The organism is Streptomyces sp. MRC013, from assembly GCF_023614235.1.
Lineage (GTDB): Bacteria > Actinomycetota > Actinomycetes > Streptomycetales > Streptomycetaceae > Streptomyces.
Genome location: NZ_CP094264.1, coordinates 894,143 through 920,989 on the forward strand (window position 1 = coordinate 894,143; position 26,847 = coordinate 920,989).

Annotated in this window: 27 protein-coding genes and 4 pseudogenes; 9 read left to right on the top strand and 22 right to left on the bottom strand. The window is 71.3% G+C overall.

Going from position 1 to position 26,847, the window contains the following annotated elements; translation table 11 throughout:
• Window positions 1–348: 348 nt before the first annotated feature.
• From LUW75_RS03940 to LUW75_RS03975, 8 genes and pseudogenes are all read right to left on the bottom strand, one after another.
• Window positions 349–1,395, bottom strand: a complete 1,047-nt coding sequence (locus LUW75_RS03940; protein ID WP_250334392.1) for a hypothetical protein — start codon at window positions 1,393–1,395, stop codon at window positions 349–351.
• Window positions 1,396–1,553: 158 nt separating this feature from the next.
• Window positions 1,554–2,090, bottom strand: a complete 537-nt coding sequence (locus LUW75_RS03945) for a hypothetical protein (RefSeq protein WP_250334393.1) — start codon at window positions 2,088–2,090, stop codon at window positions 1,554–1,556.
• Window positions 2,080–2,472, bottom strand: a complete 393-nt coding sequence (locus LUW75_RS03950) for a carboxymuconolactone decarboxylase family protein (protein WP_250334394.1) — start codon at window positions 2,470–2,472, stop codon at window positions 2,080–2,082. Before LUW75_RS03950 ends, LUW75_RS03945 begins: the two co-directional genes overlap by 11 nt.
• Window positions 2,473–2,643: 171 nt before the next feature.
• Window positions 2,644–3,156: an aromatic-ring-hydroxylating dioxygenase subunit beta gene (locus LUW75_RS03955; RefSeq protein ID WP_250334395.1), complete on the bottom strand. Its 513-nt coding sequence runs from the start codon at window positions 3,154–3,156 to the stop codon at window positions 2,644–2,646.
• Window positions 3,153–4,472: an aromatic ring-hydroxylating oxygenase subunit alpha gene (locus LUW75_RS03960; protein WP_250334396.1), complete on the bottom strand. Its 1,320-nt coding sequence runs from the start codon at window positions 4,470–4,472 to the stop codon at window positions 3,153–3,155. The genes LUW75_RS03955 and LUW75_RS03960 overlap by 4 nt, the downstream gene beginning before the upstream one ends.
• 324 nt (window positions 4,473–4,796) lie before the next feature.
• A pseudogene (locus tag LUW75_RS03965) lies at window positions 4,797–5,028 on the bottom strand (transposase); the annotation flags it as partial.
• Between the two features lie 1,062 nt (window positions 5,029–6,090).
• Entirely contained in the window at window positions 6,091–6,333 is a 243-nt protein-coding gene (locus tag LUW75_RS03970; RefSeq protein WP_250334397.1) for a response regulator transcription factor, read from the bottom strand.
• Between the two features lie 304 nt (window positions 6,334–6,637).
• The gene (locus LUW75_RS03975) at window positions 6,638–7,228 is read right to left on the bottom strand and encodes an integrase core domain-containing protein (protein ID WP_250334398.1); all 591 of its coding nucleotides are present in this window, start codon (window positions 7,226–7,228) and stop codon (window positions 6,638–6,640) included.
• 1,139 nt (window positions 7,229–8,367) lie between these two features.
• Between LUW75_RS03975 and LUW75_RS03980 the strand changes: the two genes are divergently transcribed.
• The 6 genes and pseudogenes from LUW75_RS03980 to LUW75_RS04005 all read left to right on the top strand — a co-directional run.
• Complete coding sequence (locus LUW75_RS03980; RefSeq protein ID WP_250334399.1) at window positions 8,368–9,666, top strand: lysine N(6)-hydroxylase/L-ornithine N(5)-oxygenase family protein; 1,299 nt, start codon at window positions 8,368–8,370, stop codon at window positions 9,664–9,666.
• Between the two features lie 60 nt (window positions 9,667–9,726).
• The gene (locus tag LUW75_RS03985; protein WP_250334400.1) at window positions 9,727–10,383 is read left to right on the top strand and encodes an FMN-binding negative transcriptional regulator; all 657 of its coding nucleotides are present in this window, start codon (window positions 9,727–9,729) and stop codon (window positions 10,381–10,383) included.
• An 8-nt stretch (window positions 10,384–10,391) separates the two neighbouring features.
• On the top strand, window positions 10,392–11,543 hold the full coding sequence (gene solA / locus LUW75_RS03990) for an N-methyl-L-tryptophan oxidase (RefSeq protein WP_250334401.1): 1,152 nt from the start codon (window positions 10,392–10,394) through the stop codon (window positions 11,541–11,543).
• Window positions 11,540–12,043, top strand: coding sequence for a hypothetical protein (locus LUW75_RS03995; protein WP_250334402.1), 504 nt, complete (start codon window positions 11,540–11,542; stop codon window positions 12,041–12,043). The genes solA and LUW75_RS03995 overlap by 4 nt, the downstream gene beginning before the upstream one ends.
• 34 nt (window positions 12,044–12,077) lie before the next feature.
• On the top strand, window positions 12,078–12,263 hold the full coding sequence (locus LUW75_RS04000; protein WP_073923219.1) for a 2-hydroxymuconate tautomerase: 186 nt from the start codon (window positions 12,078–12,080) through the stop codon (window positions 12,261–12,263).
• Between the two features lie 222 nt (window positions 12,264–12,485).
• Window positions 12,486–12,698 (top strand): annotated as a pseudogene (locus tag LUW75_RS04005) (transposase); the annotation flags it as partial.
• 59 nt (window positions 12,699–12,757) lie between these two features.
• On the opposite strand, the pseudogene LUW75_RS04010 reads toward LUW75_RS04005, so the two are convergent.
• The 5 genes and pseudogenes from LUW75_RS04010 to LUW75_RS04030 all read right to left on the bottom strand — a co-directional run.
• Window positions 12,758–13,030: pseudogene (locus LUW75_RS04010) on the bottom strand (transposase); the annotation flags it as partial.
• A gap of 199 nt (window positions 13,031–13,229) precedes the next feature.
• On the bottom strand, window positions 13,230–13,622 hold the full coding sequence (locus LUW75_RS04015; RefSeq protein WP_250334403.1) for a type II toxin-antitoxin system death-on-curing family toxin: 393 nt from the start codon (window positions 13,620–13,622) through the stop codon (window positions 13,230–13,232).
• Window positions 13,619–13,813, bottom strand: coding sequence for a ribbon-helix-helix protein, CopG family (locus LUW75_RS04020; protein WP_250334404.1), 195 nt, complete (start codon window positions 13,811–13,813; stop codon window positions 13,619–13,621). The genes LUW75_RS04015 and LUW75_RS04020 overlap by 4 nt, the downstream gene beginning before the upstream one ends.
• A gap of 298 nt (window positions 13,814–14,111) precedes the next feature.
• On the bottom strand, window positions 14,112–15,443 hold the full coding sequence (locus LUW75_RS04025) for a class I SAM-dependent RNA methyltransferase (protein WP_250334405.1): 1,332 nt from the start codon (window positions 15,441–15,443) through the stop codon (window positions 14,112–14,114).
• Window positions 15,444–15,539: 96 nt separating this feature from the next.
• Window positions 15,540–17,597, bottom strand: a complete 2,058-nt coding sequence (locus LUW75_RS04030; protein ID WP_250334406.1) for an APC family permease — start codon at window positions 17,595–17,597, stop codon at window positions 15,540–15,542.
• Window positions 17,598–17,806: 209 nt separating this feature from the next.
• On the opposite strand from LUW75_RS04030, the gene LUW75_RS04035 reads away from it, so the two are divergent.
• Both LUW75_RS04035 and LUW75_RS04040 read left to right on the top strand, forming a co-directional pair.
• Window positions 17,807–18,475: a potassium channel family protein gene (locus LUW75_RS04035; RefSeq protein ID WP_250334407.1), complete on the top strand. Its 669-nt coding sequence runs from the start codon at window positions 17,807–17,809 to the stop codon at window positions 18,473–18,475.
• Window positions 18,475–19,152, top strand: a complete 678-nt coding sequence (locus tag LUW75_RS04040; protein WP_250334408.1) for a potassium channel family protein — start codon at window positions 18,475–18,477, stop codon at window positions 19,150–19,152. Before LUW75_RS04035 ends, LUW75_RS04040 begins: the two co-directional genes overlap by 1 nt.
• A gap of 77 nt (window positions 19,153–19,229) precedes the next feature.
• On the opposite strand, the gene LUW75_RS04045 is transcribed toward LUW75_RS04040, so the two are convergent.
• The 7 genes and pseudogenes from LUW75_RS04045 to LUW75_RS04075 all read right to left on the bottom strand — a co-directional run bounded on the left by LUW75_RS04045 (window position 19,230) and on the right by LUW75_RS04075 (window position 24,891).
• The gene (locus LUW75_RS04045; protein ID WP_250334409.1) at window positions 19,230–19,985 is read right to left on the bottom strand and encodes a DUF3159 domain-containing protein; all 756 of its coding nucleotides are present in this window, start codon (window positions 19,983–19,985) and stop codon (window positions 19,230–19,232) included.
• A 3-nt stretch (window positions 19,986–19,988) separates the two neighbouring features.
• Window positions 19,989–20,387, bottom strand: coding sequence for an OB-fold nucleic acid binding domain-containing protein (locus LUW75_RS04050; RefSeq protein WP_250334410.1), 399 nt, complete (start codon window positions 20,385–20,387; stop codon window positions 19,989–19,991).
• Between the two features lie 62 nt (window positions 20,388–20,449).
• Window positions 20,450–21,139 carry a response regulator gene (locus LUW75_RS04055; RefSeq protein WP_250334411.1) on the bottom strand — a complete coding sequence of 230 codons (690 nt, stop codon included), beginning with the start codon at window positions 21,137–21,139 and terminating at the stop codon, window positions 20,450–20,452.
• Window positions 21,136–22,608 (bottom strand): annotated as a pseudogene (locus LUW75_RS04060) (ATP-binding protein); the annotation flags it as partial. The pseudogene LUW75_RS04060 and the gene LUW75_RS04055, both read right to left, overlap by 4 nt.
• A 366-nt stretch (window positions 22,609–22,974) precedes the next feature.
• Window positions 22,975–23,742, bottom strand: a complete 768-nt coding sequence (locus LUW75_RS04065) for a DUF3710 domain-containing protein (RefSeq protein WP_250334412.1) — start codon at window positions 23,740–23,742, stop codon at window positions 22,975–22,977.
• Between the two features lies 1 nt (window position 23,743).
• Complete coding sequence (gene dut, locus LUW75_RS04070) at window positions 23,744–24,256, bottom strand: dUTP diphosphatase (RefSeq protein WP_250334413.1); 513 nt, start codon at window positions 24,254–24,256, stop codon at window positions 23,744–23,746.
• Window positions 24,256–24,891 carry a PaaI family thioesterase gene (locus LUW75_RS04075; RefSeq protein ID WP_462933690.1) on the bottom strand — a complete coding sequence of 212 codons (636 nt, stop codon included), beginning with the start codon at window positions 24,889–24,891 and terminating at the stop codon, window positions 24,256–24,258. The genes dut and LUW75_RS04075 overlap by 1 nt, the downstream gene beginning before the upstream one ends.
• Here LUW75_RS04075 and LUW75_RS04080 point away from each other — a divergent pair.
• Window positions 24,890–25,372: a DUF3093 domain-containing protein gene (locus LUW75_RS04080; RefSeq protein WP_250334415.1), complete on the top strand. Its 483-nt coding sequence runs from the start codon at window positions 24,890–24,892 to the stop codon at window positions 25,370–25,372. The two genes, LUW75_RS04075 and LUW75_RS04080, sit on opposite strands and share 2 nt — an antisense overlap.
• Here LUW75_RS04080 and LUW75_RS04085 read toward each other — a convergent pair.
• Together LUW75_RS04085 and LUW75_RS04090 are read right to left on the bottom strand one after the other, a co-directional pair.
• Window positions 25,369–26,280, bottom strand: coding sequence for a hypothetical protein (locus LUW75_RS04085; protein WP_250334416.1), 912 nt, complete (start codon window positions 26,278–26,280; stop codon window positions 25,369–25,371). The genes LUW75_RS04080 and LUW75_RS04085 overlap by 4 nt on opposite strands.
• Before the next feature lie 13 nt (window positions 26,281–26,293).
• The gene (locus tag LUW75_RS04090) at window positions 26,294–26,590 is read right to left on the bottom strand and encodes a DUF4193 domain-containing protein (protein WP_010471668.1); all 297 of its coding nucleotides are present in this window, start codon (window positions 26,588–26,590) and stop codon (window positions 26,294–26,296) included.
• Between the last annotated feature and the right edge of the window lie 257 nt (window positions 26,591–26,847).

Consider the following 26,847-nt stretch of genomic DNA (forward strand, 5'->3'; position numbering starts at 1 on the left):
AGCCGTTGCTGGGTGGAACTGGACCGGACGTCACGGTGTCGTGCGAACAAGGCGGGCGACGGATGCCCCTGGCCCGCGAAATCCGCTCACGCCCAGGAAACGACGTGACCCGGTCACCGGAGCGCGGACGGGGCGGTGACCGGACCAGCGGCGGTGCCGCGAGGTCGCGGGCCGGCGACCGGCTGCCGTCGAGGGTCATGCCGAGTCGCCGGCCCACGGCCACACTGAGGCCGAGGGCCGCGGTGCGGGCCGGGTCCCCGTGCACGGGGCGTCCCCGCCCCGAGCAACGCGCCTGTCAGCGACGGGAGACGCCCCACGCGCAGGACAACGTAGCGATCTCCGTCTTCCCTACCGTCGCTCCGTCAGGAAATGGAACCCCTTGCCGTTGATGGTAATGGTCATGTGCATTCCCGATCCTTCCGTGGCCGCTCCCTGCGAGACGAGGTAGGGCATGTGCCACTGGTACTGCACGAGGGTTCCCTTGGCCGGAAGGAAGTCCGACCCATCGTGCCGCGAGACGTCGCCGTAGTTGTTGACGCCGAACCGACGGGGGTGCGTGCCTATCCACGGAAACACAGCCGCGCCGGCCTGTGCGAAATCCTCCGGCGTCTCCAACTGCGCGACGGCCTTCTCCGCTTCGAGCGCCAGCTCCTTGTAGTAATCGCGAATCTGACTACCACTGCTCCGATTGACCACCTCGCGCGGAACGATCAGGAACACGAGGTGGTTTCCGAAGGGAAGGCTTGCGGCGTACGAGGCGTTCTTCATCACGAGAAGGTTCTCGCTGGACCTCTTGTGGAACTCCGCCTTGACCATGTCGAGAAATGAACCGATCTTCCCGGCCGGCTCGACGGTCTCTCGAACCGTCCAGGGCATGAGGCGCACCGTTTCGTTCTCATCGACGGACGGCTTCCTCTCGGGGAGGTACTGGTCCAGGTCAGAGGTCTGCAGTTGAAGCTCCGCTATCACCTTCGCAATGCGGAACCGGTCTTCGCCCGCCTTCATGGTGCTCATCAACGCCTGGTGGAAGCGGAAGCACCTGTAGCCGTCCTGTATCGACATGGGGAAGGCTGTGAAGATCCCCTGGATGTTGGGGTTCGACTTGTACGTGACGGACATCAGCAGGAAGCCGTCGTAGTAGTTGGGGTATTCGTCGAGCACGATCCCCTGGAAGGAATCGATCGGGAATTCTTCCGGGCTTTCGAACTCCCGCTCGATCAAGTGGCACTTCGAAAAGAGCGGATTCTCGTCGAAGAAGTGACCGACTGCGTCCCGAAAATCGTCGAGCGAAAAAGGCCGCTCAACGCTGTACGTCGAAAGCGCCGGGTAGAACTGCGCCACGTTGAGGGGGCGCGGAAAAGCCATCAGGTTCAGGCGGATTATTTTGTCAACCATCGACAAAGGCATGCCTAATCACTCCGATAGACGCGTGCGAGAAGTGCGGAAAGACGTTTCGGTCGGGGTCAGGCAAAGTCGCGACAACGTGTCCGAGTTGATGGCATCGCCAAACGCCCTTCTAGGCCGACGGGGCGGGAACCCGTACTGCCGTCGGTTCAATCAGCGGCTGGTCCGCGGTGCGGCGCCCCGGCCGCGTCCTCCCCCGAAGCCTGAGCGGGTTCCGCGCGCCAGGTGCACCCGTCGCCCGCCTGTTCGCACGACACCGTGACGTCTGGTTCCACGTAGCGGGCGGCGATGGTGGTGTGGAGTTTCTGGCAGTACCCGCACGGTGACTTGAACGTCAGGACGACGCCGGCGCGGGCAGCCTTTTTGCGGTACCGGAGGATCCCGCAGTCGGCGTTGCGCAGAACGGTGCCCGAGGGCTGGGACTCAGTGGACACTGCCGAGTCGTACAGCAAGAGCTGACGTTGCAGCCGGGTCATGAAGTGATCGGTGGCCGACACCCCGTCGGGCCGTTGTGCCCGCAGCAGGTCCGCGGTGATGCGGGAGTTCGCCTCGATCCATCCGGCCAGGCCTTCTTCGCCGTGCTCTCCCAGGACGAACTCCTCCGCGGCCGCCTGGGCCTCGAAGTACCGCTGGCGCCACAGGTCGACCTTCTCCGCCGGGTCGAGAGAGGGCGTTTCACCGGTCATGGTCCGCCTCCTCCTCGGTGGCGGCGTCCAACTCGGCGAAGACCTCCTGGGCCACGCGCAGCCCGTTGTTGGCGACCGGCCAGCCGCCGTAGTAGGCGAGCTGAATGATGACTTCGATGATCTTCTCTCGCGACATCCCGAGGTTCAGGGAGGCACCGATGTGGCCCCGCAGCTCCCAATCGGTCCGCGCCAGCGCGACCGCGGTCAGTGCGACCAGTTCGCGCTCCTCGAGGCTCAGGTGCGGCCGGGCCCAAATCTCACCGAACAAGTGGTCGGTGGTGATCTGCAGCCACTCCGGGTGATTTCCCGGGCGCGGTTCGCGGCCGAAGACCTCCTTGAAAATGGCTTCACCCCGCTCGCGCCGGGTAGACGGTTGATTCATCGACAAACTCCTATGCAAGGGCGGATGGTTGTAACGCCACGACGTCACGAAGACGAGGACCAGCCCGGGCCCCAGCCGCCGACGACGCTGAGGACGTGGGCCTCGCGGGGGAGGCCCGGCTCGGCTGCGGCGGCGGCTGGCGAGCCGGGGCTGGCCGCTGTCATCGGCCCGTTACAGGACGATGCTGATCTTGCCGTGCTCGACCAGCGTCTCGTGGTCGAGCACCACGACCCGTCGCCGGATCCGGAACGACTCGCCCTCGGGGACGAGTTCGAACCGGTATTTCCCGACGTAGGCGTCGGAGCGCCCGTGCCCGAAGCGGTATGCGACGACATTCGCCGCCACCTCGAGATAACCGCCCTGGTCAGCCACGATTTCCACGTTGCTGATCATGCGATTCGTTCGCGACCGCGGGTCCTCGCACCACACCTCGCCATTGAGGAGCTGCTCGATCCGCTGGCGAAGCCGGGCGGCGTTGTCGTCGATGAGCTTGAGCGCGCCGGTCGACTCGTCGCGGACGTCGGTAGCCGGCACCACGTAACGGATGTCGTCGGTCAGCATCTCGTCGTACCACTCGGCCAGGCGCCACTCGTCGAGCAGCCGAGCCTCACGGAACAGGAACTGGCTGACCCGGTGCCACAGCCTCACCTGGGCTGCCTCGTCGACTATCACTTCGCTGGTCATCGCTTCTCCGCCCCCTGCAACTCGACCTGCTGAGCGACCTCGAAGTGACCGTCGTCGCCGTGCATCAGCCGGTCCCACTGCCGCCAGAACTCGCGGGCGGGAAGCTCGTCGGTCGTCTCGGGGGTCTCCTTGTCCATACCGCGCGACAGATCCGAGTAGCGCACCGTGCGGTTGAGGTAACCCCGCTGGCACGACTCGACGATCTCGATGTCGTCGGGAGTGGCGAAGCCGGCGGGACCGAGGAACGTCAGGTAGTGGCTCTTGCGGAGTTCCCGGATCTCCGGATCTTCGTCCTTGGGGGCCAGCGCAACCGAGGTGATGGACATCCGGTTGGCGCCGATCGGTTCGATCTTGCGAATCGTGATCGCGATCGCGTCGATGACCATCAAGTTGGGGAAGATCAGCAACGCGCGATTGGTGCCGGTGATCCGTTCGGCGCGTTCGGCGCCGAACCGGTCGACGAAGCGTGCGGCGGTCGCCTCGATCCGCGGCCGGACCTCGTCACCGAACATCGGCGTCCAGTGGGCGAGCGGGCGGGCTGCGGCCGGCGGCAGTTCGTTGGCTCCATGACCCAGACCGAGGGCGCGGCCGAAGCCACCTCGTCGTCGTGGAGGCACCGACCCGAGCGACTGCATGTAGCTGACGTAGCGCTTGTGCAGTGCTCGGAAGTGGTAGATGTCGACGCTGTTCTCCATCATGAGCTTCCAGTTGGCCTGAGCCCCGTGGAGTTGCGCGCCTTGGATCACCTCCATTCCGACCTCGGACTGGTCGTCGATCAGATCGAGGTACTCCGTGGCTCCCGCCAGGTATTCGGGCAGGGTGCGCGGCTGCTCCGGATCGAAGGTGACGAAGACGAAACCGCGGTAACTGTCGCTACGGTGCTGCGCCAGTCCGAAGTCCGCCTTCCGAAAGCCCGGCCCGTACCCGTCCGGAAGCGGAACCCCGACCAGTTCGCCCCGGTTGGAGAACGTCCAGTCGTGATAAGGGCACCGGAACGACTTGGCCTGCCCGGCCGGCTGCGAGCAGATCAGGGCCCCGCGGTGAGTGCAGCTGTTGGCAAACACCCGGATCACCCCGTCGGACCCGTGCGCCATGACCACCGGGCGCCCGCCGACGTCGCGTGACACGTAGGAGCCCGGCTCGGGCACCTCCGATTCGTGCCCGACGTACAACCAGCAGCGATCGAAGATCCTGGCCATCTCCTGCGCGGCCAGGTCGTCGTCGGTGTAGGCGCGGCGATCCACCCGGAACGAGAGGCGCTCTAAATCATCGACGACGATCGGGTCGTCCACCGGCGGCTGCAGTTCGATCGTCACTGCTCCCTCTTTCGCTCTAGTTTCTGGACGGTGCTGACGACCACCTCGGTCGTGCGTGCGGCGGCATCGCCGCATTCCGGCTGCGCGGCGCGCACCCGGCCCCCGACGTGTGTCTGACCAAATGCACCAGTGCAGGGAGGTAAAACCCAACCACCGGGGGCCGTTCGAGACTCCGCAGCCCTCCTGGGTGGTGGATTGCAACCACGGGCAGGCTGTCAGATCGCCAAGTCGGCCGTACATAGGTCTTAAGACCCATCGTCGGCTGTCGCTGTGCTTCGACGCCGGGTCCGTCAAACGAGCAGCGCAACCGGGATGATCGGGTTGCCGACGGGCCGCTGGGAGCCGGTCGTCGAAGGGCGATGTCGAAGGCGTTCAGCGCGGCCTTCCAGCGCGTGGTCCAGCGGGCTTGGCCCCGGCCGGTGGGATCGAGCGACGTGATCGCCGGTTGGACGCGCTTCAGGGCGGCCTGCTCGTTCGGGAAGTGCCCGCGGGCCTCGACCGCCCGCCGGATCCGCGCGTTCACCGACTCGATCGCGTTCGCGGCGCAGCACGACTTCGGGAGGCGCCTCGCCTGGGCCGTGGTCGGTGTTCACGAGAACGGGAGGCACCTCATGGACCCTCCCGCCGGCCGGGTGGAGGCGGGCGTCGGCTGGGCCGCGTCCGGACGTCAGCGTGCCCCGTAGGGTCGCCCGATGTTCGATCGCGTGGAGACCAAGGTGTCGCCGCAGGTGCCCCGGTTCCCTGCCCAGGCGCGGTTCCGGGTCGATGGCGAGGACTTGGCCGAGGAGGTGATCGGCGGGTCCGGGCCGTGCGCGGGCCGTGGGCCGTACGCGTCTGATGCGCTGCCGGCCGGCCGCCCGAGCCCTCTCCGCGCGACCGGCGAGGCACGCCGCCCGGAGCTGGGGAAACCGGACCGCACCGGTGACTGCTGCGGCTTCCCGACCGCGGTCGTGCAGCGATCCGGCGGGACCGTGCAGTGGTCGGACGGGGAGGTTCCGTCGGAGTCTCCGCCCGCGCCCACCCCCCGCCGGAGTTCCCCTTCGACGCGAGTCGGTACGGCGCCGAAGCAGACCGCGCTGAGGCGGGTGGCGGGCGCACCTGTGGCCCAGCACGCCGCGGACCCTGAACGGCTGGGGCTCTCACCGGCCCGTCCGTGGTCAGCGGGGGAACGCTCAGGCCCCGGCGCTGTCGAAACCCGTGAACATTCCGACCGGGCTGTGACCGCTGACCGTCTCCCGAAGCAACGTGGAAATACTGCCCGTTCTCGTGAACAGAGCCGAAGGTCGCGGCGGTGAGTGTCGACAGCGCCGGTTTCCCCGGCCTGGACCACCGGCGGGAGGTGGAGGAGTTACAGGACCGGACGGGAGTTCCGGTGCTCGGCCCGTGCCGGAAAGGCGCGGGCCGGCCGGTGGAGATCCTGCGTGGACACCGACGCGAAAGCGCTCAGAGGCTGGTGTGAGGACGTGTGCCGGTCGTTCGTCCGGTGAGAACGACCGCATGGCGTCTCGGACGGCGGGGAGCGGGTCGGCCGTCCGAGCCCCTGGCGGCCACCGGCGACGCCGGGAACGATCGATGGCGCCAACTGCTGCCCGGCGCGGTGAGGGCCGGGCAGCAGCCGTCATGCCGCTCGATCGTGCCGAACCGCGTAGATCGCGGCCTGGGTCCGATCGGACACGTTGAGCCGGGCGAAGATCGCTTGCATGTGGTTCTTGACGGTCTTCTCCGTGATACCGAGTGCCCGAGCTATGTGGCGGTTGGTCATGCCGTCGGTCAGTAAGGCGAGAACCTCGAGCTGGCGCGGTGTCAGGGCGCTGGAGGGAGACTTCTCGCCGGCCGGTTCACCACCGCGATCGGTCGTCACCCTTCCCTGAGGAGCGCGGGTGGTCCGAGCCTCTGCTCGTCGCGGACACGGACGCGTCGCCGTCGAGTCCTGAGCGACGGGGATATCTGTCTGCTGGTCGGTCAGAGGATGTGTGCGATTGCTATTTCGCGCAGCCATCCGTGTCTCCTTGCCCCGTGGTCGAATGGACAGTCCCGCGCCCGGTCGGCTCCGATAGGAGGCCTCGGGCCCGGTAGTAACCACGCCGACTGTATCGAAGATCGAACTCGGGAGAGAACGGTAGCTGTCAAGATTTTGCGGGCGGGTTGGTCCGAGAATCTTTGAGTCAGTGTTCTTGCTGGTCGCGGCTGGGTGGGGTGATCCGGGCGACGGTGGGCGGGGCGGCGGGTTCGGGGCGGTCTCGGTAGGCGGCGGCCAGGACCTCGGGACGGACGGCGTCGACGGCGTCGGTGTGTCCGTGGTGGACGTCGTGGGGAGTGTGCCGGGTGGTCCCGGAGTGCCGGTGTGCGGTGTTGTACCAGGTGAAGAAGGTGCGACAGAAGGCGCGGACCCGTTCGCCGGTGTCGAAGCGGTCCGGGAAGTCGGGCCGGTACTTCAGCGCCTTGAAATGCGCTTCGCTGTACGGGTCGTCGTTCGGGGTCCGCGGTCGTGAGTGGCTTTTCGTGACGCCGAGGTCGGCGAGCGGAAACGCCACCGGTTTGGAGGCCGTCGAGGTTCCGTTGTCGGCGTGGAGGGTCAACGTGTTGCGGTCGATGTGCTGCTCGGTGATCGCGCCGGCGAGGAATTTCTCGACCGGCACGCTGCCCTCGCGGTCGGCCGGGAACCAACCGACGACGTAGCGCGGGTAAATGTCGGTGATCACGTAGAGGCGGAAGTACGACCACTTCGCCGGCCCGGCCGGCTCGGTATGCCCCACGACCGGACCCGGTTCGCGCCGATGGCGACCGGTTCCGGTTTGACCCGGGGCGGGGGTGGCCTGCCGGCGCCGCGCGGCCGGCCCCTCCGCCTTCGACCGCACCCCCTCGACCTTTGCCGGAACGTCCTCCAGGCCGAGCGCCGCCGCGAGCTGCCGACGGTCCGTCGCCTCCCCGCGGCCGGACAGGGCGCCCACAAGCCGCTGGTGGTCCGGCGCCGACACCGCCGGGGCGAGCGTCGTGCCGCTGCGGCACCGTCGAACCGGGCAACGCCGCGGTGATCCGCCCCGACCCCTTACCGGCCACCACGACCGGCGGCCCTTCCTCGCCTCCGCCGGGAGGGGCCGGGACCTCGGCCACCGTCTCACGGGCGATCCCGAACCACTCCCACCCGGCCCCGCCCTCCGACCGCTCGGACCGAAGGGCCTCCACCCGCTGCCGAGCGGTGCGTTCACGCTCCTCCAACAGTCCCGTCGTCGACGGCGTCCGAATCGGTGGGAGACCTCGAAGACGGACACGCCGTACGGACCGGCGTACGCCTTCCCCACCCGGGCGCTGCCGGCGAAGGCGATGCCGGAGTGCTTCCAGTCGATCCGAGCGTGCCGCAGTCGCGACGGATTCGGTCGTGTCTGGCGGATGGTCGTGACGTTCACGCGGAGCGGGTGTGGCGGTGATTCGTGGACGCATCCGCGGGTGGAAACGGGTGGGCGGTCGGCGGGGACGAGCGGTGGCCCGTTCCGGTTCCGGGGGCGGGAATTCGGCGGGTGCGCGGGTCGGAATACCGGGCAGGGGGGACGGTCTCGAGTGGGGCGGGGGTCGGGGTGGGTCTACTGGCCTGGCTGTTCCGGGGGCGGAGAAGGAGCGTATGTGCCATGCCGCCGCATTAGCCCCCCGGGCGTACATGACGGTTCGTCGGTCTTTTTCACGGACAAGCGATCTGAAGGGTGACAAAGCCACTCAGGGCCGGGTTCGAACCGGCCAAAGCGGATCGCGATCGGGCCATCGCCGACAGCGCTGCTTGTTTGAGCGGGGGGCCCGACCAAGGATGAATCCGGTCCCGCCCCGGCTGCACCACGGTCCACGGGGTCATCGCACACGCCGGGACGCAACCCGTTCTCCACTTCGTCAGAGGAGCCCCACCATGCCGGAAGCGGTGCTCGACCTGGTCGGCGTCGGATTCGGACCATCGAACCTGGCTATCGCGCTCGCGCTGGACGAAGCGGGCGCGACGGCCGGGTGCGACGCGTTGTTCCTGGAACGGCAGCCGGCCTTCGGCTGGCACACCGGAATGCTGCTGGACGAGGCGACGATGCAGGTCTCGTTCCTCAAGGACCTGGTCACCATGCGGAATCCGGCCAGCCCGCACAGCTACCTGTGCTACCTGCGGGACCGGGGCCGGCTCGCCGCGTTCATCAACCAGAAGTCGCTGTTCCCGCTGCGCACCGAGTTCCACGACTACCTCGCGTGGTGCGCCGAGCGGGTCGGGCACCTGGTGCGCTACGGCGCGCAGGTGGTGGACATCCGTCCGGTGTCCGGCCCGGACGGGACCGTCGACCTGCTCGACGTCGTGGTGCACCGCGACGGGGCCGAGGAGGTGCACCGCACCCGGAACATGGTGATCGCCGCCGGTCTGCAGCCCTGGCTGCCGGACGGCATCGAGCGGTCGGACCGGGTCTGGCACACCTCGGAACTGCTGCACCGGCTGCCCGGGTTCGAGTCCGTCGCGCCGCGCAGCCTCACCGTCGTCGGTGCCGGGCAGAGCGCCGCCGAGGCGGTGGCGCACCTGCACGGGAGGTTCCCGGAGGCCGAGGTGCGGGCCGTGTTCGGGCGCTACGGGTACAGCCCGGCGGACGACTCCCCGTTCGCGAACCAGATCTTCGACCCCGACGCCGTCGACGAGTACTACGTGGCGCCCGAGCACGTCCGCCGCCGGCTGGTCGACTACCACCGCAACACCAACTACGCGGTCGTGGACCTCGAACTGATCCAGGACCTGTACGCGCGGTCCTACCGGGAGCAGGTGCGGGGCGTCCAGCCGCGGCTGATCATGATGAACGTCAGCCGGCTCGCCTCGCTGTCGCAGGAGGCCGACGCGGTACGGCTGGTCGTGGAGCACCTGCCCACTGGGAAGCTGACCGAGTTCGAGACGGACGCGGTCGTGTTCGGCACCGGGTACCGCCCGGCCGATCCGCTCGCCCTGCTCGGCTCGCTGGCCGACCAGCTCAAGCTGGACGACCAGTCCCGCCCGCGCCTCGACCGCGACTACCGGCTCGTCACCACCGACCGGATCCGCGCCGGGATCTACCTGCAGGGCCCGACGGAGCACACCCACGGCCTGGCCTCGACGCTGCTCTCGGTCACCGCGGTGCGCGCCGGCGAGATCCTCGCGGCCGTGACGGCCGCGGCTCCCGCCCAGGTCCTCACCGCGTCCGCCCGATGACCGGGATCCCGGAGGCTTCCGGGGGTCGGGCGGGCGCCCAGGAGAAAGGAGACGCACGAGATGTACGTTCCGGAGATCTACCAGTCCCCCGACACCGAAGCCGTCCGGCTGATCCGCGAGTACCCGCTGGCCCTGCTGCTGACCAACGGACCCGCGGCGCCGTTCGCCACGCACCTGCCCGTGATCTTCTCGCCGACCGTCGAGCCCGAGGGGATCGAGTCGCTGAGCGGCGTCACGCTCTACGGCCACCTCAACCGGGCCAACCCGCACTGGGAGACGCTGTACGAGGGGCAGCACGCGACCCTGGTCTTCCAGGGCGCGAACGCCTACGTCTCCGCCGCCGTCTACGAGCGGACCCCGGCCGCCCCCACCTGGAACTTCGCCACCACCCACGTCCAGGGCCGCCTCCACCCGATGCCCGCCCGGGAGGACGCGCTCGACGTGGTGCGCTGGACGGTGGCGGCCTTCGAGGCCGAGCACGGCCTCGGCTGGGACCCGGGCCCGTCGCTCGACTACTTCGACAAGATCGTCGACGGTGTCGGCGCCTTCCGCTTCACCGTCGAATCGGTCGACACGATGCTCAAGCTCAGTCAGGAACAGGCCGACCGGACCAGGGACAAGGTGGTCGCGCACTTCGCCGCCAGCCCGGTCGGGCTGCGCCGGGAGGTCAGCCACCTGATGAGGACCGCCGCCCCGACCGCCACCACCGGAGAGTGAGGGAGAACATGACCGAAACCGCTGATGTCCTCGTAGTCGGCCTGGGCGGGCTCGGCAGCGCCGCGGCCTACCATCTGGCCGCGCGCGGCAGCCGGGTGATCGGCATCGACCGGTTCGGGCCCGCGCACGCGCGTGGCGCGAGCCACGGCGAGAGCCGCGGGGTCTGGAAGGCGTACTTCATGGGCGCCGGGTACGTCCCGCTGCTCGACCGCGCCTACGACCTCTGGGACGAGCTGGGCGAGATCCGCGGCGAGACGCTGTTCCACCGCACCGGCGGGATCTGCGTCGGCCCGGCCGGCGGCGCGCTCGTGCCCGCCGCGCTCGCCTCGGCCCGGGAGGCGGGCCTGGAGTTCGAGTACCTGGAGAGCGACGAGATCCGCTCGCGCTTCCCGGAGTTCAACCCCGGGCCGGGCGACGTCGCCGTGTGGGACCCGTCCTCGGGTTACGTACGTCCCGAGCAGGTCGTCACCGCGCACCTCGACCTCGCCCGCAAGCACGGCGCCGACCTGCGGTTCGACGAGAAGGTGCTGGACTTCTCGGACACCGGCAGCGGCGTGCGGGTGCGCACGGAGACCGGCGTGTACGAGGCCGACCGCCTGGTGGTCGCGGCCGGCGCCTGGGCCCCGCAGCTGCTCCCCGAGCTCCGGCCGCACATCAAGGTCCTGCGGAAGGTGATGCTCTGGTTCGACCCGATCTCGCGGGCCGAGGACTTCTACACCGGCCGTCAGCCGTACTGGATCTGGGAGGGCGAGAACGGCACGGTCGGCTACGGCCACCCGGCCGTCGACGGCCCCTCCGGCGGCGTCAAGGCCGGCATCCACAGCGGCGGCGAGCCCGCGGACCCGGACTCCCTCGACCGCCACGTCGGCACGCAGGACGTCGAGGCCGTGCGGGAGTTCCTGGCCAAGCGGATCCCGGCGCTGCCCGGCCGCTACCTGCGCAGCCGCGTCTGCATGTACGACAACTCGCCCGACCTGGGCTTCGTCATCGGCCCGTCGGCCCGGAGCGACCGGATCACCGTCGCCGCCGGCACCTCGGGCCACGCCTTCAAGTTCGCCCCCGCGCTCGGCGAGGTGATCGCGCAGCTGGCCACCGAGGGCGCCAGCACCCACGACGTCTCGCTGTTCGACCCGCGCCGCCTGAACGACGCGAACGCGTGACCGGCGCGGGCCGCACCGTGCACCGGGGCCTGACCATCGCCATCACCGGCACGCGTCAGGTCGAGTCGCGACGAGCCGTCCTGGCAGAGCTGTTCGAGCGCGTGCTCGCGCCGTTCGCCGACGGACCGGCCGCGGACCGCGGCTGGCTGCTCGGCGGCGCCGCGGGCGTCGACACCTCGGCCCTGCGCTTCCTGGCCGGCCGCGACGCCGGCCGGCTGGTCGTGGCCGTCCCCGTGCGGTGCGCCGACCAGCCGGCGGACGCGCGGGAGGCGATCGAGCAGGCGCACGCCGCGGGCCGCGTCGAACGGATCGTCGAACTCGACCACCCCGAGGGCATCGGCCCGGCCGCGTTCACCACGCGCAACCGCTGGCTCGTCGACCACAGCGACCTCGTCATCGGTTTCCCGCTGACCGGCACCGATGACGGGTCGGGCACCTGGGAGACGCTCGCGTACGCGGCCGAACTCGGCAGGCCCTACCTCGTCGCTCCGCTCAGCTGACCCACCGGTCCCCAACCCCCTTGAGGAGAATCACATGCCCATGATCCGCGTGCAGATGTTCCCCGGTCGCACCTCCGACCAGAAGGAAGCCCTCGTCAAGGAGGTGACCGAGGCGATCGTGCGCACCTGCGACGCCAAGCAGGAGGACGTCTGGGTGATCATCGACGAGGTCGACCGCGAGCACTGGGCGCTCGGCGGGACCATGTACTCCCGCCGCTAGTACTCCGGCCCGGCTTCGCGGTCTTGCGGCCGCCCGGCTGGGAACGGACACGGCCACCGCGTGATCGTCAAGGGTTGTGCGGACTCATGACGATCGTGCGGTGGCCGCAGGCCACAGCGTGGACCCTGCCCGCTGGCGGGTGATGTTCGAGCAGTGCACCTTCCCCTTGGCCGCGGACCCCTGGAGACGGGGAGCTTGAGGTTCCAGAGGGAGGAGCACCGGGTGGGAAGCGCGTACACGAAGCGGTACACCGAGGAGTTCGAGTGGAACGCGATCGCGCTCGTCGACTCCTCGGGCAAGGCGGTCACGGCCGTCGCCCGGGAACTCGGCATCAGCTCCGAGTCCCTGCGCGGCCGGTACCGCAAGGCCGAGGTCGACCGGGGCGAGGGACAGCCCGGTGAGCTGACCGGCGCCGAGCGCGAGGAGCTCAGGCGGCTGCGGCGGGAGGACCGTGAACAGCGGCAGACGATCGAGATCCTGAAAGAAGCGACGGCGGAGGCTGCCTTGAGGATCTCACTCGCCCGGCGCAGCTCGGCCCGCAGCCGCTTGATCTCCGCGGCCTCCTCCGAAGTCACCCCGGGACGCTGGCCGACGTCGACCTCGGCCTTGCGGACCCATGTCCGTACCGTCTCAGCGGAACCGATGCCCAGCTTCGCAGCGACCGCCTTCATCGCGGCCCACTCAGTTGGGTGATTGGAGCCGACCTCCGCGACCATGCGCACCGCACGCCCACGAAGCTCAGCAGGATAAGGGGGCGGACGGGCCATGACTCGATCCTCTCAGGGAATCGAGCCTCCATCAGACCCGGAGCGCTTCACCATTTCCGCGCCGAGCGGACTCGCTGCTACGTCTCGCGACGGCAAACGCGTCAACCCGCTGAATGAACTGATCCAAGGAAAGCGGAATGTGTGGAGCCAGTACCGTTTTCCAGACCTCTTTTCGTCCCGCACCACACGATGCCGAACGTCAGGAAATGGGGAACCAGATCGAGAGGCGCTTGGCAATGGCCGGTACATCGGTGTTGTCCTGCGCGACATCCTCGACGAACGGGCCGGCAACGGGGACGGGCGGCGGGACAGTACTGGCGCCGACGCCGTTGAAGCGCAGGAAGACACGCATGGCGAGCCAGGCGGTGCGCTTGTTGCCGTCGATCAGCGCGTGATTGCGGGCGACGGAGTGCAGCAGTGCCGCAGCCTTCTCGTGCAGCGTGGGATACAACTCAGCCCCGAACACGTTCGTCCGGGGACGCTCGATCGCCGACACCAGAAGGCCCAGGTCACGCACACTGTGGTCGGTCCCGTTGACCGCGCGGGCGATGGCCAGGATCTCGTCGATCTGGACGTAGCGGACGCCGGTCACTTCAAGTAGTCCAGGATCTCTGCATCGCTGTCCATGAGCTCGGCCAAGAGGTCATCGACCTTCAGCTCGGCCCGGTTCTGAGCGTCACGGATGGCCTCAATGGCAAGTTCCTGCTTGCTGCGGCCCTCCCGGCGAGCCCGCTCGGTGAGCTTCGCGTCAAGGTCGTCGGGGAGTCGGAGAGTCATCGCCATGCAGAGATGATACCTGACCGGTATCAAAGTGGTGCGGTCGGGCCGCGTTCTCGGCCTCCAAGGAAAGTGGGGGTCGGAATGGTCACTCGCATCGCCTGCGGCGGCGCAGCAGAGATTTCCGCTTCGAGCGTCATCCGAGCGTCACGAATCTCCGGACGACCCTCTGAAGGCGTCGCCGATGCAGGCACCTCGCTCACGAATCCGCAGGTCAGCGAGGTACAAGAGTGATCCGTCCGCTCGAACCCGCTGCACGGAGGAAAACAGGTCGAGCAACCCACCACAGCAAAAAAACCGCAGGTCAGGCACCCCTGCCCGCGGGCTCAAGCACCGCCACGCACTCCACGTGATGCGTCATCGGGAACAGGTCGAACGCCCGCAGCGTGCGGGGCCTGTAGCCGGCCTCGCGGAAGTACGCCAGGTCGCGGGCGAGGGCGGCCGGGTCGCAGGCGACGTAGGCGATGCGGCGGGCGCCCAGGGCGGCGAGATGGCGGACGACCTGCTTGCCGGCGCCCGCGCGGGGCGGGTCCAGGACGACGAGGTCGACCTCCGTGATGCCCGTGCGCGGCAGGACCTGGTCCACCTTGCCCTGCTCGATGCGGACCCGGTCGAAGCCCTGCAGGTTGTGGCGGGCGTCCTCCACCGCGCGCTTGCCCGACTCGATGCCGAGGACGGCGCCCTTGTCGCCGACGCGGTCCGCGAGGGCGCCCGCGAAGAGGCCGGCGCCGCAGTACAGGTCGAGGGCCGTGTCGCCCTTGCGGGGCAGGAGGCCCTGCATGACGGCGCGGACCAGGGTGTCGGCGGCCTTCGGGTGGACCTGCCAGAAGCCGCCGTTGCCGACGCGGTACGTGCGGTCGTCGGCGCGTTCGCGGACGAAGGGCCGGCCGTGGACGCGGTGGACGCCGCCGTCCTTCTCCTCCACGCGCAGCACCGACACCGGCTTGTCGAGTTCGACGAGCGGCAGGCGGGCACCGGGGCGCGGGGTGAGGACGACCTGGCGGTCCTGCGAACCGGTCGCGGCGATCGCCTCGACGGAGGCCATGCCGGGCCACCGGCGCTTCTCGACGCCCAGCTCGCTCACGCCCTCGGCGGCGATCAGGCAGTGGTCGATCGGCTCGACCTCGTGGGAGCGGTGGCGGCGCAGGCCCGCCCGGCCGGAGGCGTCGACGGCGTACTGGACGCGCGTGCGCCACCGCGGGACCTCGCCGGCCGGCAGCTTGTCGCCCTCGGCCGGGACGACCGTGCCGTCCCAGCCGGCCTCCTCGGGTGTGAGGCCCGCGAGGCGGCGCAGTTGCTCCGCGACGACCTCGCCCTTGAGGCGGCGCTGGGCGCCCGGCTTGGCGTGCTGCCAGTCGCAGCCGCCGCAGCGGCCGGGCCGGGCGTACGGGCAGGGTGCCTCGATGCGGTCCTTGGACGCGTCGAGGACGGTGACGGCGTCGGCCCGCAGGAAGCGGGAGGTCTCGTCGCCCTCGGTCACGCGGGCGACGACCCGCTCGCCCGGCAGCGCGTGCCGGACGAACAGGACGCGGCCCTCCCCGGTGCGGGCGATGCAGTGGCCGCCATGTGCGACGGGGCCGACCTCGACCTCGTACTCCTCGCCGACCAGCGAGGACTCGGGCGCGTTCTTCGGCATGGCGGGGTGACTCCAGGGAGGGAAGGGGGAGGTTCGCCGCGGTCGGGTGACCGGGCCGGTCGGGCGACCAGCCCACCAGTCTACGTCCCCGCGCCGTCACCCCTCGCCGTTCGGCCGGCCGGGGCGCCCGGTGCCCGTCTCGACCAGACCGCGGCGCACCGAGCCGGGCGCGTTCCACTCCTGGTTCTTCTTCGCCCGCTGTCTGGCCGCCTCCGAGGAGAGCAGCTGGTACGGGACGGAGGTGACCATCACGCCGGGTGTGAACAGCAGGCGGCCCTTGAGGCGCAGGGCGCTCTGGTTGTGCAGGAGGTGCTCGTACCAGTGGCCGACGACGTACTCGGGGATGATCACGCTGACGACGTCGCGGGGGCTCTCGCGGCGCAGGCCCTTGACGTACTCGACGACGGGCCGGGTGATCTCCCGGTACGGGGAGTCGAGGATCTTCAGCGGGACGTCGATGCCCCGGCGCTCCCACTCCCTGGTGAGGGCCTTGGTCTCGGCCGGGTCGACGTTGATGCTCAGCGCCTCCAGCTTGTCGGAGCGCATCAGCTTGGCGTAGGCGACGGCGCGGAGCGTCGGGCGGTGGATCTTGGAGACGAGGACGATGGAGTGGACGCGGGCCGGGCGGACGCTGTCCTCGCTGGGGTCCTCGGGGGCGGCGAGTTCCTCGGCGACCCGGTCGTAGTGCTTGCGGATCGCGGTCATCGTCACGTAGAAGATCGCCATGCCGAGCAGCGCCACCCAGGCACCGTGGGTGAACTTGGTGACGAGGACGACGATCAGGACGAGCCCGGTGAAGAACGCGCCGAAGGCGTTGATGGCGCGGGAGCGGATCATGCGGCGGCGCGCGGCCGGATCGGCCTCGGCGCGCAGCAGGCGGTTCCAGTGGCGGACCATGCCGGTCTGGCTGAGCGTGAAGGAGACGAAGACGCCGACGATGTAGAGCTGGATGAGCCGGGTGACCTCGGCGTCGTAGAGGTGGACGAGCACCGCGGCGGCGGCGGCGAGCAGCACGATGCCGTTGGAGAAGGCGAGCCGGTCGCCGCGGGTGTGGAGCTGCCGGGGCAGGTAGCGGTCCTGGGCGAGGATCGAGCCGAGGAGCGGGAAGCCGTTGTACGCGGTGTTCGCGGCGAGGAACAGCACCAGCGCGGTGGCGGCGGCCAGGAGGACGAACGGGATGCTGCCGTCGCCGAAGACGGCGGCGGAGACCTGGGAGATCACCGGTTCCTGGGTGTACTCGGGACCGACCGGGGTGCCGTCGCGCAGCAGTTCGCGGGCGGGGTCCTCGGCCATCTTGACGTCGGTGGCGAGGGCGAGGCCGATGATGCCGCAGAACATGGTGACGGCGAGGCCGCCCATGAGCGCGAGGGTGGCGGCGGCGTTGCGGCTCTTGGGCTTGCGGAAGGCGGGGACGCCGTTGCTGATCGCCTCGACGCCGGTGAGCGCGGCGCAGCCGGACGAGAAGGCGCGCAGCAGCAGGAAGAACAGGGCGAACCCGGCGAGGCCCTGGTGCTCGGCCCGGATCTCCAGGTCGGCGGTGGGCGCCTCCATCGTGTCGCCGAGGACCAGGCCGCGGAAGGCGCCCCAGACGACGAGGGCGAAGACGCCGGTGACGAAGACGTACGTCGGGATGGCGAAGAGGCGGCCTGACTCCTTGACCCCGCGCAGGTTCATCAGGGTGAGGAGCACGATGATCGCGACGGCGGAGGCCGTCTTGTGCTCCACGACGAACGGGATCGCGGAGCCGAGGTTCTCGACGCCGGAGGAGATGGACACGGCGACGGTGAGCACGTAGTCGACGAGGAGGGCGCTGGCGACGCCGAGCCCGGCGCGCGGGCCGAGGTTGGTCTGGGCGACCTCGTAGTCGCCGCCGCCGCTGGGGTAGGCGTGGACGTTCTGCCGGTAGGAGGCGACGACCGTGAACATGAGGACCACGACGGCGGCCGTGATCCAGGGGCTGAAGGCGTACGCCGAGGCGCCCGCGACGGACAGGACCAGCAGGACCTCGCCCGGCGCGTACGCCACCGAGGAGAGCGGATCGGAGGCAAAGACGGGGAGCGCGATGCGCTTGGGCAGGAGCGTCTCCCCCAACCTGTCGCTGCGCAGGGCCCGGCCGATCAGGATCCGTTTGGGCACGTCGGTCAGTTTGGACACGCAGAGGATCGTAAGCGTTCGAAATCCGCGGCGCCCACCCGCGGGGGGCGTGTCCGACGTGCCGCCGACTCCCCCGCTCGGATGAGGGCAACCGCCCGGCCGGGGCATAAGCTCGTCCCGGTGCGGCACCGCACGCAGGCTGAGAGAGAAGAGTGAGCAGGGTGTTTTCGCAGGTCGTCAGGGTGAGCAGGAGTGCGGGGTAGACGGACGTGCATATCGTGATCATGGGCTGCGGCCGTGTCGGCGCCGAACTGGCGCAGACCCTGGAGCGGCAGGGCCACACGGTCGCCGTCGTCGACCAGGACCCCACGGCTTTCCGGCGCCTCGGCTCCGGCTTCGGTGGCCGGCGCGTCACCGGCGTCGGCTTCGACCAGGACACCCTGCGCGAGGCGGGCATCGAGGAGGCCGGGGCGTTCGCCGCGGTCAGCAGCGGTGACAACTCCAACATCATCGCGGCGCGGGTGGCGCGCGAGATGTTCGGCGTCGAGCACGTGGCCGCCCGGATCTACGACCCCCGGCGCGCCGAGGTGTACCAGCGGCTCGGCATCCCCACGGTCGCCACGGTGCGGTGGACCGCCGACCAGATGCTGCGGCGGCTGCTGCCGTCCGGCGCCTCGGAGCTGTGGCGGGACCCGAGCGGCGGGGTGCAGCTCGCGGAGGTGTACATCTCACCGGCGTGGATCGGCCACAAGGTGCACACGATCCAGGAGGAGACGGGGGTGCGCGTGGCGTTCCTGACCCGGCTCGGCGAGGCGGTCCTGCCGACGTCGCAGACGGTGCTGCAGGACGGAGACCTGGTGCACGTGATGATGCGGACGGACGAGGTCGGGCAGGTCGAGGCGGCCTTCGCCCACGGCCCCGAGGGGAGCGGTCACTGATGCGGGTCGCCATCGCCGGCGCGGGTGCGGTGGGCCGTTCCATCGCGGGCGAGCTGCTGGAGAACGGGCACGAGGTGCTGCTCATCGACAAGGCGCCGACCGCCATCTCGGTGGAGCGGGTGCCGCTGGCGGAGTGGCTGCTGGCCGACGCCTGCGAGATCACGTCCCTGGACGAGGCGGCGCTGCAGCGGTGTCACGTCGTGATCGCGGCGACCGGTGACGACAAGGTGAACCTCGTCGTGTCGCTGCTCGCGAAGACCGAGTACGGGGTCCCCCGGGTCGTCGCGCGGGTCAACAACCCGAAGAACGAGTGGCTGTTCACCGAGGCGTGGGGCGTGGACGTCGCCGTGTCGACGCCGCGTCTGATGTCGGCGCTGGTGGAGGAGGCGGTGAGCGTCGGCGACCTGGTCCGGCTGCTGCGCTTCAGCCACGGCGACGCCAACCTGGTCGAGCTGACCCTGCCCCCGGAGTCGGGCATCGCCGGTACCCGCGTCGGGGACGTGGCGTGGCCGCAGGACACGTCGCTGGTCACCATCATCCGCGGTTCGCGGGTCCTCACCCCGGGTGCGGAGGAGACGCTGGAGGCCGGTGACGAGCTGCTGTTCGTGGCCGCGCAGGCGCGCGAGGAGCAGTTGGAGGACCTGCTGTCGGTCCGCCGGGGGGACGTCCCGGACTGACGCGGGCCGGCGGCGCGGGGTGCGCGGGGGCCGGGGACCGCGATCGGTCCCCGGCCCCGGCCGTGCGCGCCCGGGTGTCAGGCGCCGGCTTCGCGCTCCTTCTCGGCGCGCTCGGCCTCCTCCATCTCCGCGAAGACGTCGATCGGCGGCGGCGCCTTCGCGAGGAACACCCACGTCAGGTAGACGGCGAGCAGGAACGGCGGGATCTTCAGCGCGACGAGGACCCAGCCGAGGCTGGTCGTGTCGGCCCACCAGTACAGGGGGAAGAGGATCGCGCACTTGCCCAGCAGGATGGCGCCCCAGGCGTAGCTGGCCTTGGCGTAAGCCCTCTTGCGGTCGGGGTTGCGGGTGCGCCAGGAGAGGTTCTCCTTGAAGACCGGGCCGAGGATCAGCCCGATCAGCGGGACGCCCGCCAGCGTCGTGACGATGTACGCGAGGCCGAGGCCCAGCGTGTACAGCATGCCCGGCAGGTAGAAGTCCTTGGCGTCGCGGGTCATCATCGCGAAGGCGACGCCGAAGGCGACGCCGAAGACGCCGCTGAAGGCGTGCTTGACGGTGTCGCGGCGGACCAGCCGGACGGCGACGAGCAGCAGGGACACGGCGAGCGCCGCGAGGGCCGAGGTGTTCAGGTCCTTGTTGACGGTGAAGATCGTGACGAAGAGGAGGCCGGGCAGGACGGTCTCCACCATGCCGCGGACCCCGCCGAACGCGTCGAACAGCGCGGCCTCGGTCACGGCCTTGGCGTCCCGCGTGCCGGGGCCGTCCGGGACGGCGGCGCGGGACGGCCCCGGGGGGCCGCTTCCTTCGGCGGTCGGCTTGTCGAGTGACGTCACCGGCTACTCCTGTCCGAGCGGTCGGAGCTCGTATTTCGGGTTGAAGAGGACCCTGCGGCCCTGACTCATGGAGATCCGGCCCGAGGCTATGAGCCTGCGTCCCGGTTCGATACCCACGATGGACCGCCGTCCCAGCCACACCACGTCCAGCGGGGCCGTGCCGTCGAAGAGCTCGGCCTCCAGGGCCGGTACGCCGGCCCGCGGACGCAGGGTGACCGTCCGCAAGGTACCAGCCACCTTCACGATCTGGCGGTCCCCGCAGTCCGAGATGCGGGTGCAGCCCGCCGCCTCGGCGTCCTCCTGGAGCTCCTCGGACTCCAGCTCCCCCTGCGAACTGGACAGGCGGTCCAGCATGCGCCGGAAGCGGCCGCCGGACTTCCCCGTACGCGGTGCAGCACTCATACGGAAAAGCCTACGGGACGCCCCGTCGGGGCCCGCCGCCCGGCCGCGCGGTGCGCCGCCGGTCAGCGCTGGAACCGGTACCCCATCCCGGGCTCGGTGACGAAGTGCCTCGGGTGCGACGGGTCGGCCTCCAGCTTGCGCCGCAGCTGCGCCATGTAGACCCGCAGGTAGTTCGTCTCGGTGCCGTACGAGGGGCCCCAGACCTCCTGGAGGAGCTCCTTCCGGCCGACGAGCCGGCCGGCGTTGCGGACCAGGACCTCCAGCAGGTGCCACTCGGTCGGGGTGAGCCGGACGTCCCTGCCGTCCCGGTTGACCCGCTTCGCCGCGAGGTCGACGGTGAAGGCCTCGGTCTCCACGACGCCCGCGGCCCCGTCGCCGCCGGCCGGTTCGGCGCGGCGCACGGCGGCCCGCAGCCGGGCCAGCAGCTCGTCCATGCCGAACGGCTTGGTGACGTAGTCGTCGGCGCCCGCGTCGAGGGCCCCCACCTTCTCGTCGGAGCTGTGGCGGGCGGAGAGCACCAGGATCGGGACGCGGGTACGGCCGCGCAGCTCCCTGATGACGTCGACGCCGTCCACGTCGGGCAGCCCGAGGTCGAGGACGACCACGTCGGGCCGGCGGCGGGCGGCGAGGGCGAGGGCGAGGGCGGTCGCCCCGTCGGGGGCGGAGTCGACCTCGTACCCCCGTGCCTTCAGGCTGATCACGAGGGCGCGTACGATCTGCGGCTCGTCGTCGACCACGAGCACCCGTGTCATGGGGGACCTGCTTTCCGTGGGGGGCGGGATCCGGCGGGACCGGGGTCCGCCTCCGCGGCGCGGGCCTGCGCGGAGCGGAGGGCGAGGACCATGGTGAGCCCTCCGCCGGGGGTGTCCTCGGCGGTCAGGGTGCCGTGCATGGCCTCGGCGAAGCCGCGGGCGACGGCGAGGCCGAGGCCCACGCCGGTACCGCGCGGGCTGTCGCCGTGCCGCTGGAAGGGGGCGAAGACCCGTTCCTTCGCCTCGTCGGGGACGCCGGGCCCGCGGTCGGTGACGCGCAGTTCGACGCGGTCGCCGCGGGCGCGGGCGGAGACGAGGACGCGGCTGCCGGCGGGAGTGTACTTCACGGCGTTCTCGACGAGGTTGGCGACGGCCCGTTCGAGCAGTCCGCGGTCGACGGTCACCATGGGCAGCGACTCGGGGACGTCGAGTTCGACGCTGCCCTCGGGGACGCCGCCGAGCGCCATGGGGACGACCTCGTCGAGGTCGGTGACGCGCAGCAGCGGGGTGACGGTGCCGGTCCGGAGGCGGGACATGTCGAGGAGGTTGCCGATGAGGTGGTCGAGGCGGTCGGCGCCCTCCTCGATGCCTTCGAGCAGGCCGGCGCGGTCCTCGTCGGACCACTCGACGTCGTCGGAGCGGAGGGAGGAGACGGCGGCCTTGATCGCGGCGAGGGGGGTGCGCAGGTCGTGCGAGACGGCGGCCAGCAGCGCCGTGCGGATCTTGTCGCCCTCCGCGAGGCGGCGGGCCTCCTCGGCCTGGCCGACGAGCCGCTGCCGGTCGAGGAAGACGGCGGCCTGCGCGGCGAAGGCGCCGAGCACGCGGCGGTCCTCGGCGGGCGGGATGCGGCCGGTCAGGGCGAGCGCGAGGCGGTCGCCGACGGGCATGTCGACGTCGGCGTCCTCGGGCCGGGCGGGCGGCCGGCCCGGCCCGGTGTGGGCGGCGCAGGTCCACGGGGCGCGGTCGTCGGGCCGCTCCAGGAGCGCCGCGGACTCCACGGCGAAGGTCTCGCGGACGCCTCGCAGGAGCCCGTCGAGGGTGGTGTCGCCGCGCAGGACGCTCCCGGCGAGGAAGGAGAGGGTCTCCGACTCGGCGCGCAGCCGTTCCGCCTGGTGGGTGCGGCGGGCGGCCAGGTCCACGACGGAGGCGACGGACGCGGCGACCGCGAAGAACACGGCGATGGCCACCGCGTTCCCCGGGTCGGCGACGGTCCAGGTGCGGGTGGGCGGGGTGAAGCACCAGACGAGGAGGAGGGAGCCCGCGGTCGCGGAGGCGAGGGCGGGGAGCAGGCCGCCGAGGAGGGCCGCCGCGACGGTGAGCGTCAGGAACAGCGGCACGCTGTTGGCGAGGCCGGGGCCGACGCCGAGGCCGGCGCCCACGTCGAGGCCGGAGGCCACCCAGGCGAGGAGGCACGGGCCGAGGACGCCGACGCCCCAGCCCCAGGCGAGGCGGACGCGGCCGAGGCGGACCCGGCTCCCGGCGGTGCGGCTGGGGGCCTGCCCCCGGCCGACCGGCGGGGCTCCGGCGGCCGGCGGGGAGGAGTGCTCGGCGAGGGGCCGGGAGGGGGTACGGGCGGGGGCGGCGGCGCGGTCGGCGCCGCGTCCGGGGCGGCTGCCCCCGGGCGGCGTCGCCCGCGCCGGGTGCGTCCCGCCGGCGTCCGGTGCCGCACCGGGGCGCCGCCGTGGCCTGCCGCGTCCCATCGCCTCGTCCTCTTCCGGGCGCCGCGCGCTCGCGCGGCGCCGACCTCACGACCGGTGGCGGGGCGCGGCCGGACGGGGCGGCGGCCCCGGCGTCCCGGCACCCCGCACCCGGCGGCCCGCCCCCTCACGGCGCGGTCAGCGGATCTCGGTGATCTCCGGACCGCGCTGGAGCTGCCCCATGTCGCCGGAGAAGCGGGACCCGGCGGACTGGTCCTCTGCCTGGACGCCCTCGGGGACCATCTGCGCGTCGTCCGGCAGCTTCAGGACGATCGGGTCGCGCGGGGCCATCGGGCCCTCGCCGCGGACGACGACCGTGTCCCGGAAGATCTGCTCCAGCAGCCCGGCGGCCTCCGGCTGGACGGCGCCCTGCCCGGAGATGACGCCGCGCAGGAACCAGCGGGGGCCGTCGACGCCGACGAACCGCACCAGCTGGACGCCGCCGGTGCCGTCCGGCAGCTGCACCGGGACCTGGGCGCGCAGCTCCCAGCCGAGCGGGCCCTCGACCTCGTCGATGACACCGCCCTGCTGGGTGATGCCGGAGGCGATCTCCTCGCGGACCTCGCCCCAGATGCCCTCCTTCTTGGGGGCCGCGAACGCCTGCAGCTGGATCGCGCTGTCCCGCAGGACGACCGTCGCCGCGACGATCGCGTCACCCGCGACCTCGACCCGCAGCTCCATGCCCTCGACACCGGGGACGAAGAGGCCGCCCAGGTCGACGCGTCCCTCCTCGGGCCTGGAGACCTCGGAGACGTCCCACGGGCCGTCCGGCCGGGGCGCCGGCGGGAGGTTCACCCGGCGGGGGGCCTCCTCCTCGGCCTCGTCGGTGTCGACCTCGTCGACGACCTGCTCGGCCTCGCTCGCCGCGTTCTCGGCGGCACTGACCTTCTTGCGACGTCCGAACACGTCACTGTCCTTCCCGGTCGGTTACGACCGCTGCGTATGGATTCCCACCCGTCCAGCCGTCCACGGCGGCGTGCCCGCCCGTGGACCCGAAGCCCCCCTCGCCCCGCGCCGAACCGGGAAGCTCCGCCACCTCGTGGAAGCGGACCTTCTCGACCTGCTGAACGACCAACTGGGCGATCCGGTCGAACCGTTCGAACCGGACGCTCTCGCGCGGATCCAGGTTGACCACGATCACCTTGATCTCTCCACGGTACCCGGCGTCGACGGTCCCCGGGGCGTTCACCATCCCGACGCCCAGCCGGGCGGCCAGGCCGGAGCGCGGGTGGACGAAGGCGGCGTACCCGTCGGGGAGCGCGATCGACACCCCGGTGGGGAGGACCGCGCGTTCGCCGGGGGCGAGCTCGGCGGCCTCGGTGGTGACGAGGTCGGCGCCGGCGTCGCCGGGGTGCCCGTACGACGGGAGGGGCACCTCGGGGTCCAGGCGGCGGATCAGCACGTCGACGGGGCTGCGCATCAGGGGTTCACCTCGAAGGCGCGGGCGCGCCGGATGTGGTCGGGGTCGGCCATGGCAGCCCGGATCTCCTCCGGGCGGCCGTTGTCGACGAAGTGGTCGACCTTCACCTCGACGAAGAGGGCCTCGGCCCGGACGGCGACGGGCCCCTCGGGGCCGCCGATCCGGCCGGCGGCCGCGGAGTAGATCTTCCGGCCGTGGACCGCGGTCACCTCGGCCTCCAGGTGCAGGACGGCGCCGACGGGCACGGGGAGGAGGAAGTCCGTCTCCAGCCGGCCGGTCACGGCGGTCACCCGCAGCAGCCAGCCCAGGGATCCGAGCGTCTCGTCGAGCGCGGTGGCGAGGACGCCGCCGTGGGCGAGGCCGGGGGCGCCCTGGTGGTCGGGGGTGACGGTGAACACGGCGGTGACGGACACGCCCTCGCCGGCCCTGGCCTCCAGGTGCAGCCCGTGGGGCTGGCCGCCGCCGCAGCCGAAGCAGTGCGCGTAGTGGGATCCGAGGGGCTCGCCCGGGGCGGGCGCGTCGGGGTGCCGTACCGGCGGCCGGGCTCCGGCGGGGGGCGTCAGTGCAGTGCTCACAGCCGCAGACCTTACCCGCGCGGCCGGGCGGCGGGCGCACCGTGCCAAGCTTGGACGCATGCAGCCCTCCGACCGCCCCTCGGCCCCGCAGTACGACGAACGGCTCACCGTCCCCGGCCCGTGGTGGCTGATCGCCGCCCTGCTGGGGCTCTCCGGGGGCCTGGTGGCCGCGCCGCTGGGCGCGGTGGCGATGCTCGGCGGGGTCATCGCCGCGGGCGCGCTCGCGGCCGTCGGCGTCAGCTCGTACGGCTCGGCGCGCGTGCGCGTGGTGGCCGGTTCGCTGGTCGCGGGGGAGGCGCGGATCCCGGTGGCGGCACTGGGCGAACCGGAGGTCCTGGACGCCGAGGAGGCCCGGGCCTGGCGCACGTACAAGGCGGATCCGCGGGCGTTCATGGTGCTGCGGGGCTACGTCCCGCGCGCGGTGCGGGTGGAGGTGACCGACCCGGCCGACCCCACGCCGTACGTGTACCTGTCGACCCGGGACCCCGAGGGGCTGGCGGCGGCGATCCGGCGGGCGCGGGAGGCGGCGGCCGGCCGTTAGCGGCCGGGCTTCCCCGGACCCTCCGGCTGCTCCAGCGGGGGCAGTTCGGGGAGCGCTCCCCACGGGACCTGGCGGGTGCGCAGGTCGGCGCGGACCTTCTCGGCGAGGTTCTTCGTGTCGCGGCGGTTCATCACGGCGCCGACGGCGGCGCCGACCATGAAGGGCAGCAGGTTCGGCAGGTTCCGCACGGTGCGCTTCATGATCCGCTGGCGCAGCTCGCGCTTCACCCGGCCGCCCAGTGCCGCGTTCAGGGTGGTGGGCCTGGTGATGTCGACGCCGCGCTCCTCCGTCCAGGCCGTCAGGTAGGCCGTGGAGCGCTCCCTGAGGTTGCCGGGCGGCCGCTGGCCGTAGACCTCGTGGAGCTCGGCGATGAGCTTCAGCTCGACGGCGGCGACGCCGGTGATCTCGGCGGCCAGTTCCGCGGGCATCGCCGGGGGCACCGGCAGCATCGCGGCGGCGCCGACCCCGGCGCCGACCGTGGCCGAGGCCGTCGCGGCGCCCGCGACCAGCTTGTCGGCGAGCTGCTCGGGGCCGAGCCCCGGGAACTGCCTGCGGAGGGTGGCCAGGTCCCGTACGGGAACGCGCGGGGCGTTCTCGATGATCCGGTCGGCCAGGTACGCCAGGCCGGCACGGGCGCCCGTGCCGCCGCGGCGCACTCCGCGCCGGACGAGGTCCACGCCGCGCGAGCCGGCCTTGGTCGGGAGCCGGCGGGGCTCCGTGTCGCCGTCCGCGGGTCCGAGCGAGGCCGAGGGACCCCGCCCGTCCTCACGCGCGTCGGGGGAGGGCAGGTGAGCGGAGGGTTCGGCCGGCGCCCGGCGGGCGTCGTCCGCCGGTCCCGGGCCGCCCTCGGGGGCCTCCGGCTTCCCGGGGAAGCGGAGCTTCTTCCTGAACGGGTTTTCGCCTGCCACGGCCGACCGGTCCTCAGTCGCAGTCTCGGCAGATCGGCTGGCCGTTCTTCTCCCGGGCCAGCTGGCTGCGGTGGTGCACGAGGAAGCAGCTCATGCACGTGAACTCGTCCGCCTGCTTCGGCAGGACGCGGACGGCCAGCTCCTCGTTGGAGAGGTCGGCACCCGGCAGCTCCAGACCCTCGGCGGCCTCGAACTCGTCGACGTCGACCGCGGAGGTCGACTTGTCGTTCCGCCGGGCCTTCAGCTCTTCGAGACTGTCCTGGTCGACGTCGTCATCGGTCTTGCGTGGGGTGTCGTAGTCCGTAGCCATGTCACTCTCCCCCTCTGGGTGTTTGCGGTGTCTCCAGCGCACGTAACGCGTGAGAGGCCGGACTTGTGCCCGACCTGAGGCGGAGATTTTGCCTCACATCAAGGTCTGTTACTCAATCGACACCCAACCGGACCCCTCGTGAGCGGTCGGGTTTGGGTGGCGAACGGGACCGTACACGGTCGGGGTCGCACGCCTCGCGGGCACCACCCCGCGTACTTCCCGTGACTTCGACCTGGGAAAACCTGAACTTTTCCGGA

Coding starts and splice junctions, on each gene's coding strand:
- LUW75_RS04025 (WP_250334405.1), bottom strand. CDS start 15,443: ATGCCGAAGAACGCGCCCGAGTCCTCGCTGGTCGGCGAGGAGTACGAG.
- LUW75_RS04020 (WP_250334404.1), bottom strand. CDS start 13,813: ATGGCGATGACTCTCCGACTCCCCGACGACCTTGACGCGAAGCTCACC.
- LUW75_RS04075 (WP_462933690.1), bottom strand. CDS start 24,891: ATGCGTCCAAGCTTGGCACGGTGCGCCCGCCGCCCGGCCGCGCGGGTA.
- LUW75_RS04050 (WP_250334410.1), bottom strand. CDS start 20,387: ATGAGTGCTGCACCGCGTACGGGGAAGTCCGGCGGCCGCTTCCGGCGC.
- LUW75_RS04080 (WP_250334415.1), top strand. CDS start 24,890: ATGCAGCCCTCCGACCGCCCCTCGGCCCCGCAGTACGACGAACGGCTC.
- LUW75_RS03955 (WP_250334395.1), bottom strand. CDS start 3,156: ATGACCAGCGAAGTGATAGTCGACGAGGCAGCCCAGGTGAGGCTGTGG.
- LUW75_RS03945 (WP_250334393.1), bottom strand. CDS start 2,090: ATGACCGGTGAAACGCCCTCTCTCGACCCGGCGGAGAAGGTCGACCTG.
- dut (WP_250334413.1), bottom strand. CDS start 24,256: ATGCGCAGCCCCGTCGACGTGCTGATCCGCCGCCTGGACCCCGAGGTG.
- LUW75_RS03950 (WP_250334394.1), bottom strand. CDS start 2,472: ATGAATCAACCGTCTACCCGGCGCGAGCGGGGTGAAGCCATTTTCAAG.
- LUW75_RS03985 (WP_250334400.1), top strand. CDS start 9,727: ATGTACGTTCCGGAGATCTACCAGTCCCCCGACACCGAAGCCGTCCGG.
- LUW75_RS04040 (WP_250334408.1), top strand. CDS start 18,475: ATGCGGGTCGCCATCGCCGGCGCGGGTGCGGTGGGCCGTTCCATCGCG.
- LUW75_RS04055 (WP_250334411.1), bottom strand. CDS start 21,139: ATGACACGGGTGCTCGTGGTCGACGACGAGCCGCAGATCGTACGCGCC.
- LUW75_RS03940 (WP_250334392.1), bottom strand. CDS start 1,395: ATGGTTGACAAAATAATCCGCCTGAACCTGATGGCTTTTCCGCGCCCC.
- solA (WP_250334401.1), top strand. CDS start 10,392: ATGACCGAAACCGCTGATGTCCTCGTAGTCGGCCTGGGCGGGCTCGGC.
- LUW75_RS03980 (WP_250334399.1), top strand. CDS start 8,368: ATGCCGGAAGCGGTGCTCGACCTGGTCGGCGTCGGATTCGGACCATCG.
- LUW75_RS04090 (WP_010471668.1), bottom strand. CDS start 26,590: ATGGCTACGGACTACGACACCCCACGCAAGACCGATGACGACGTCGAC.
- LUW75_RS04000 (WP_073923219.1), top strand. CDS start 12,078: ATGCCCATGATCCGCGTGCAGATGTTCCCCGGTCGCACCTCCGACCAG.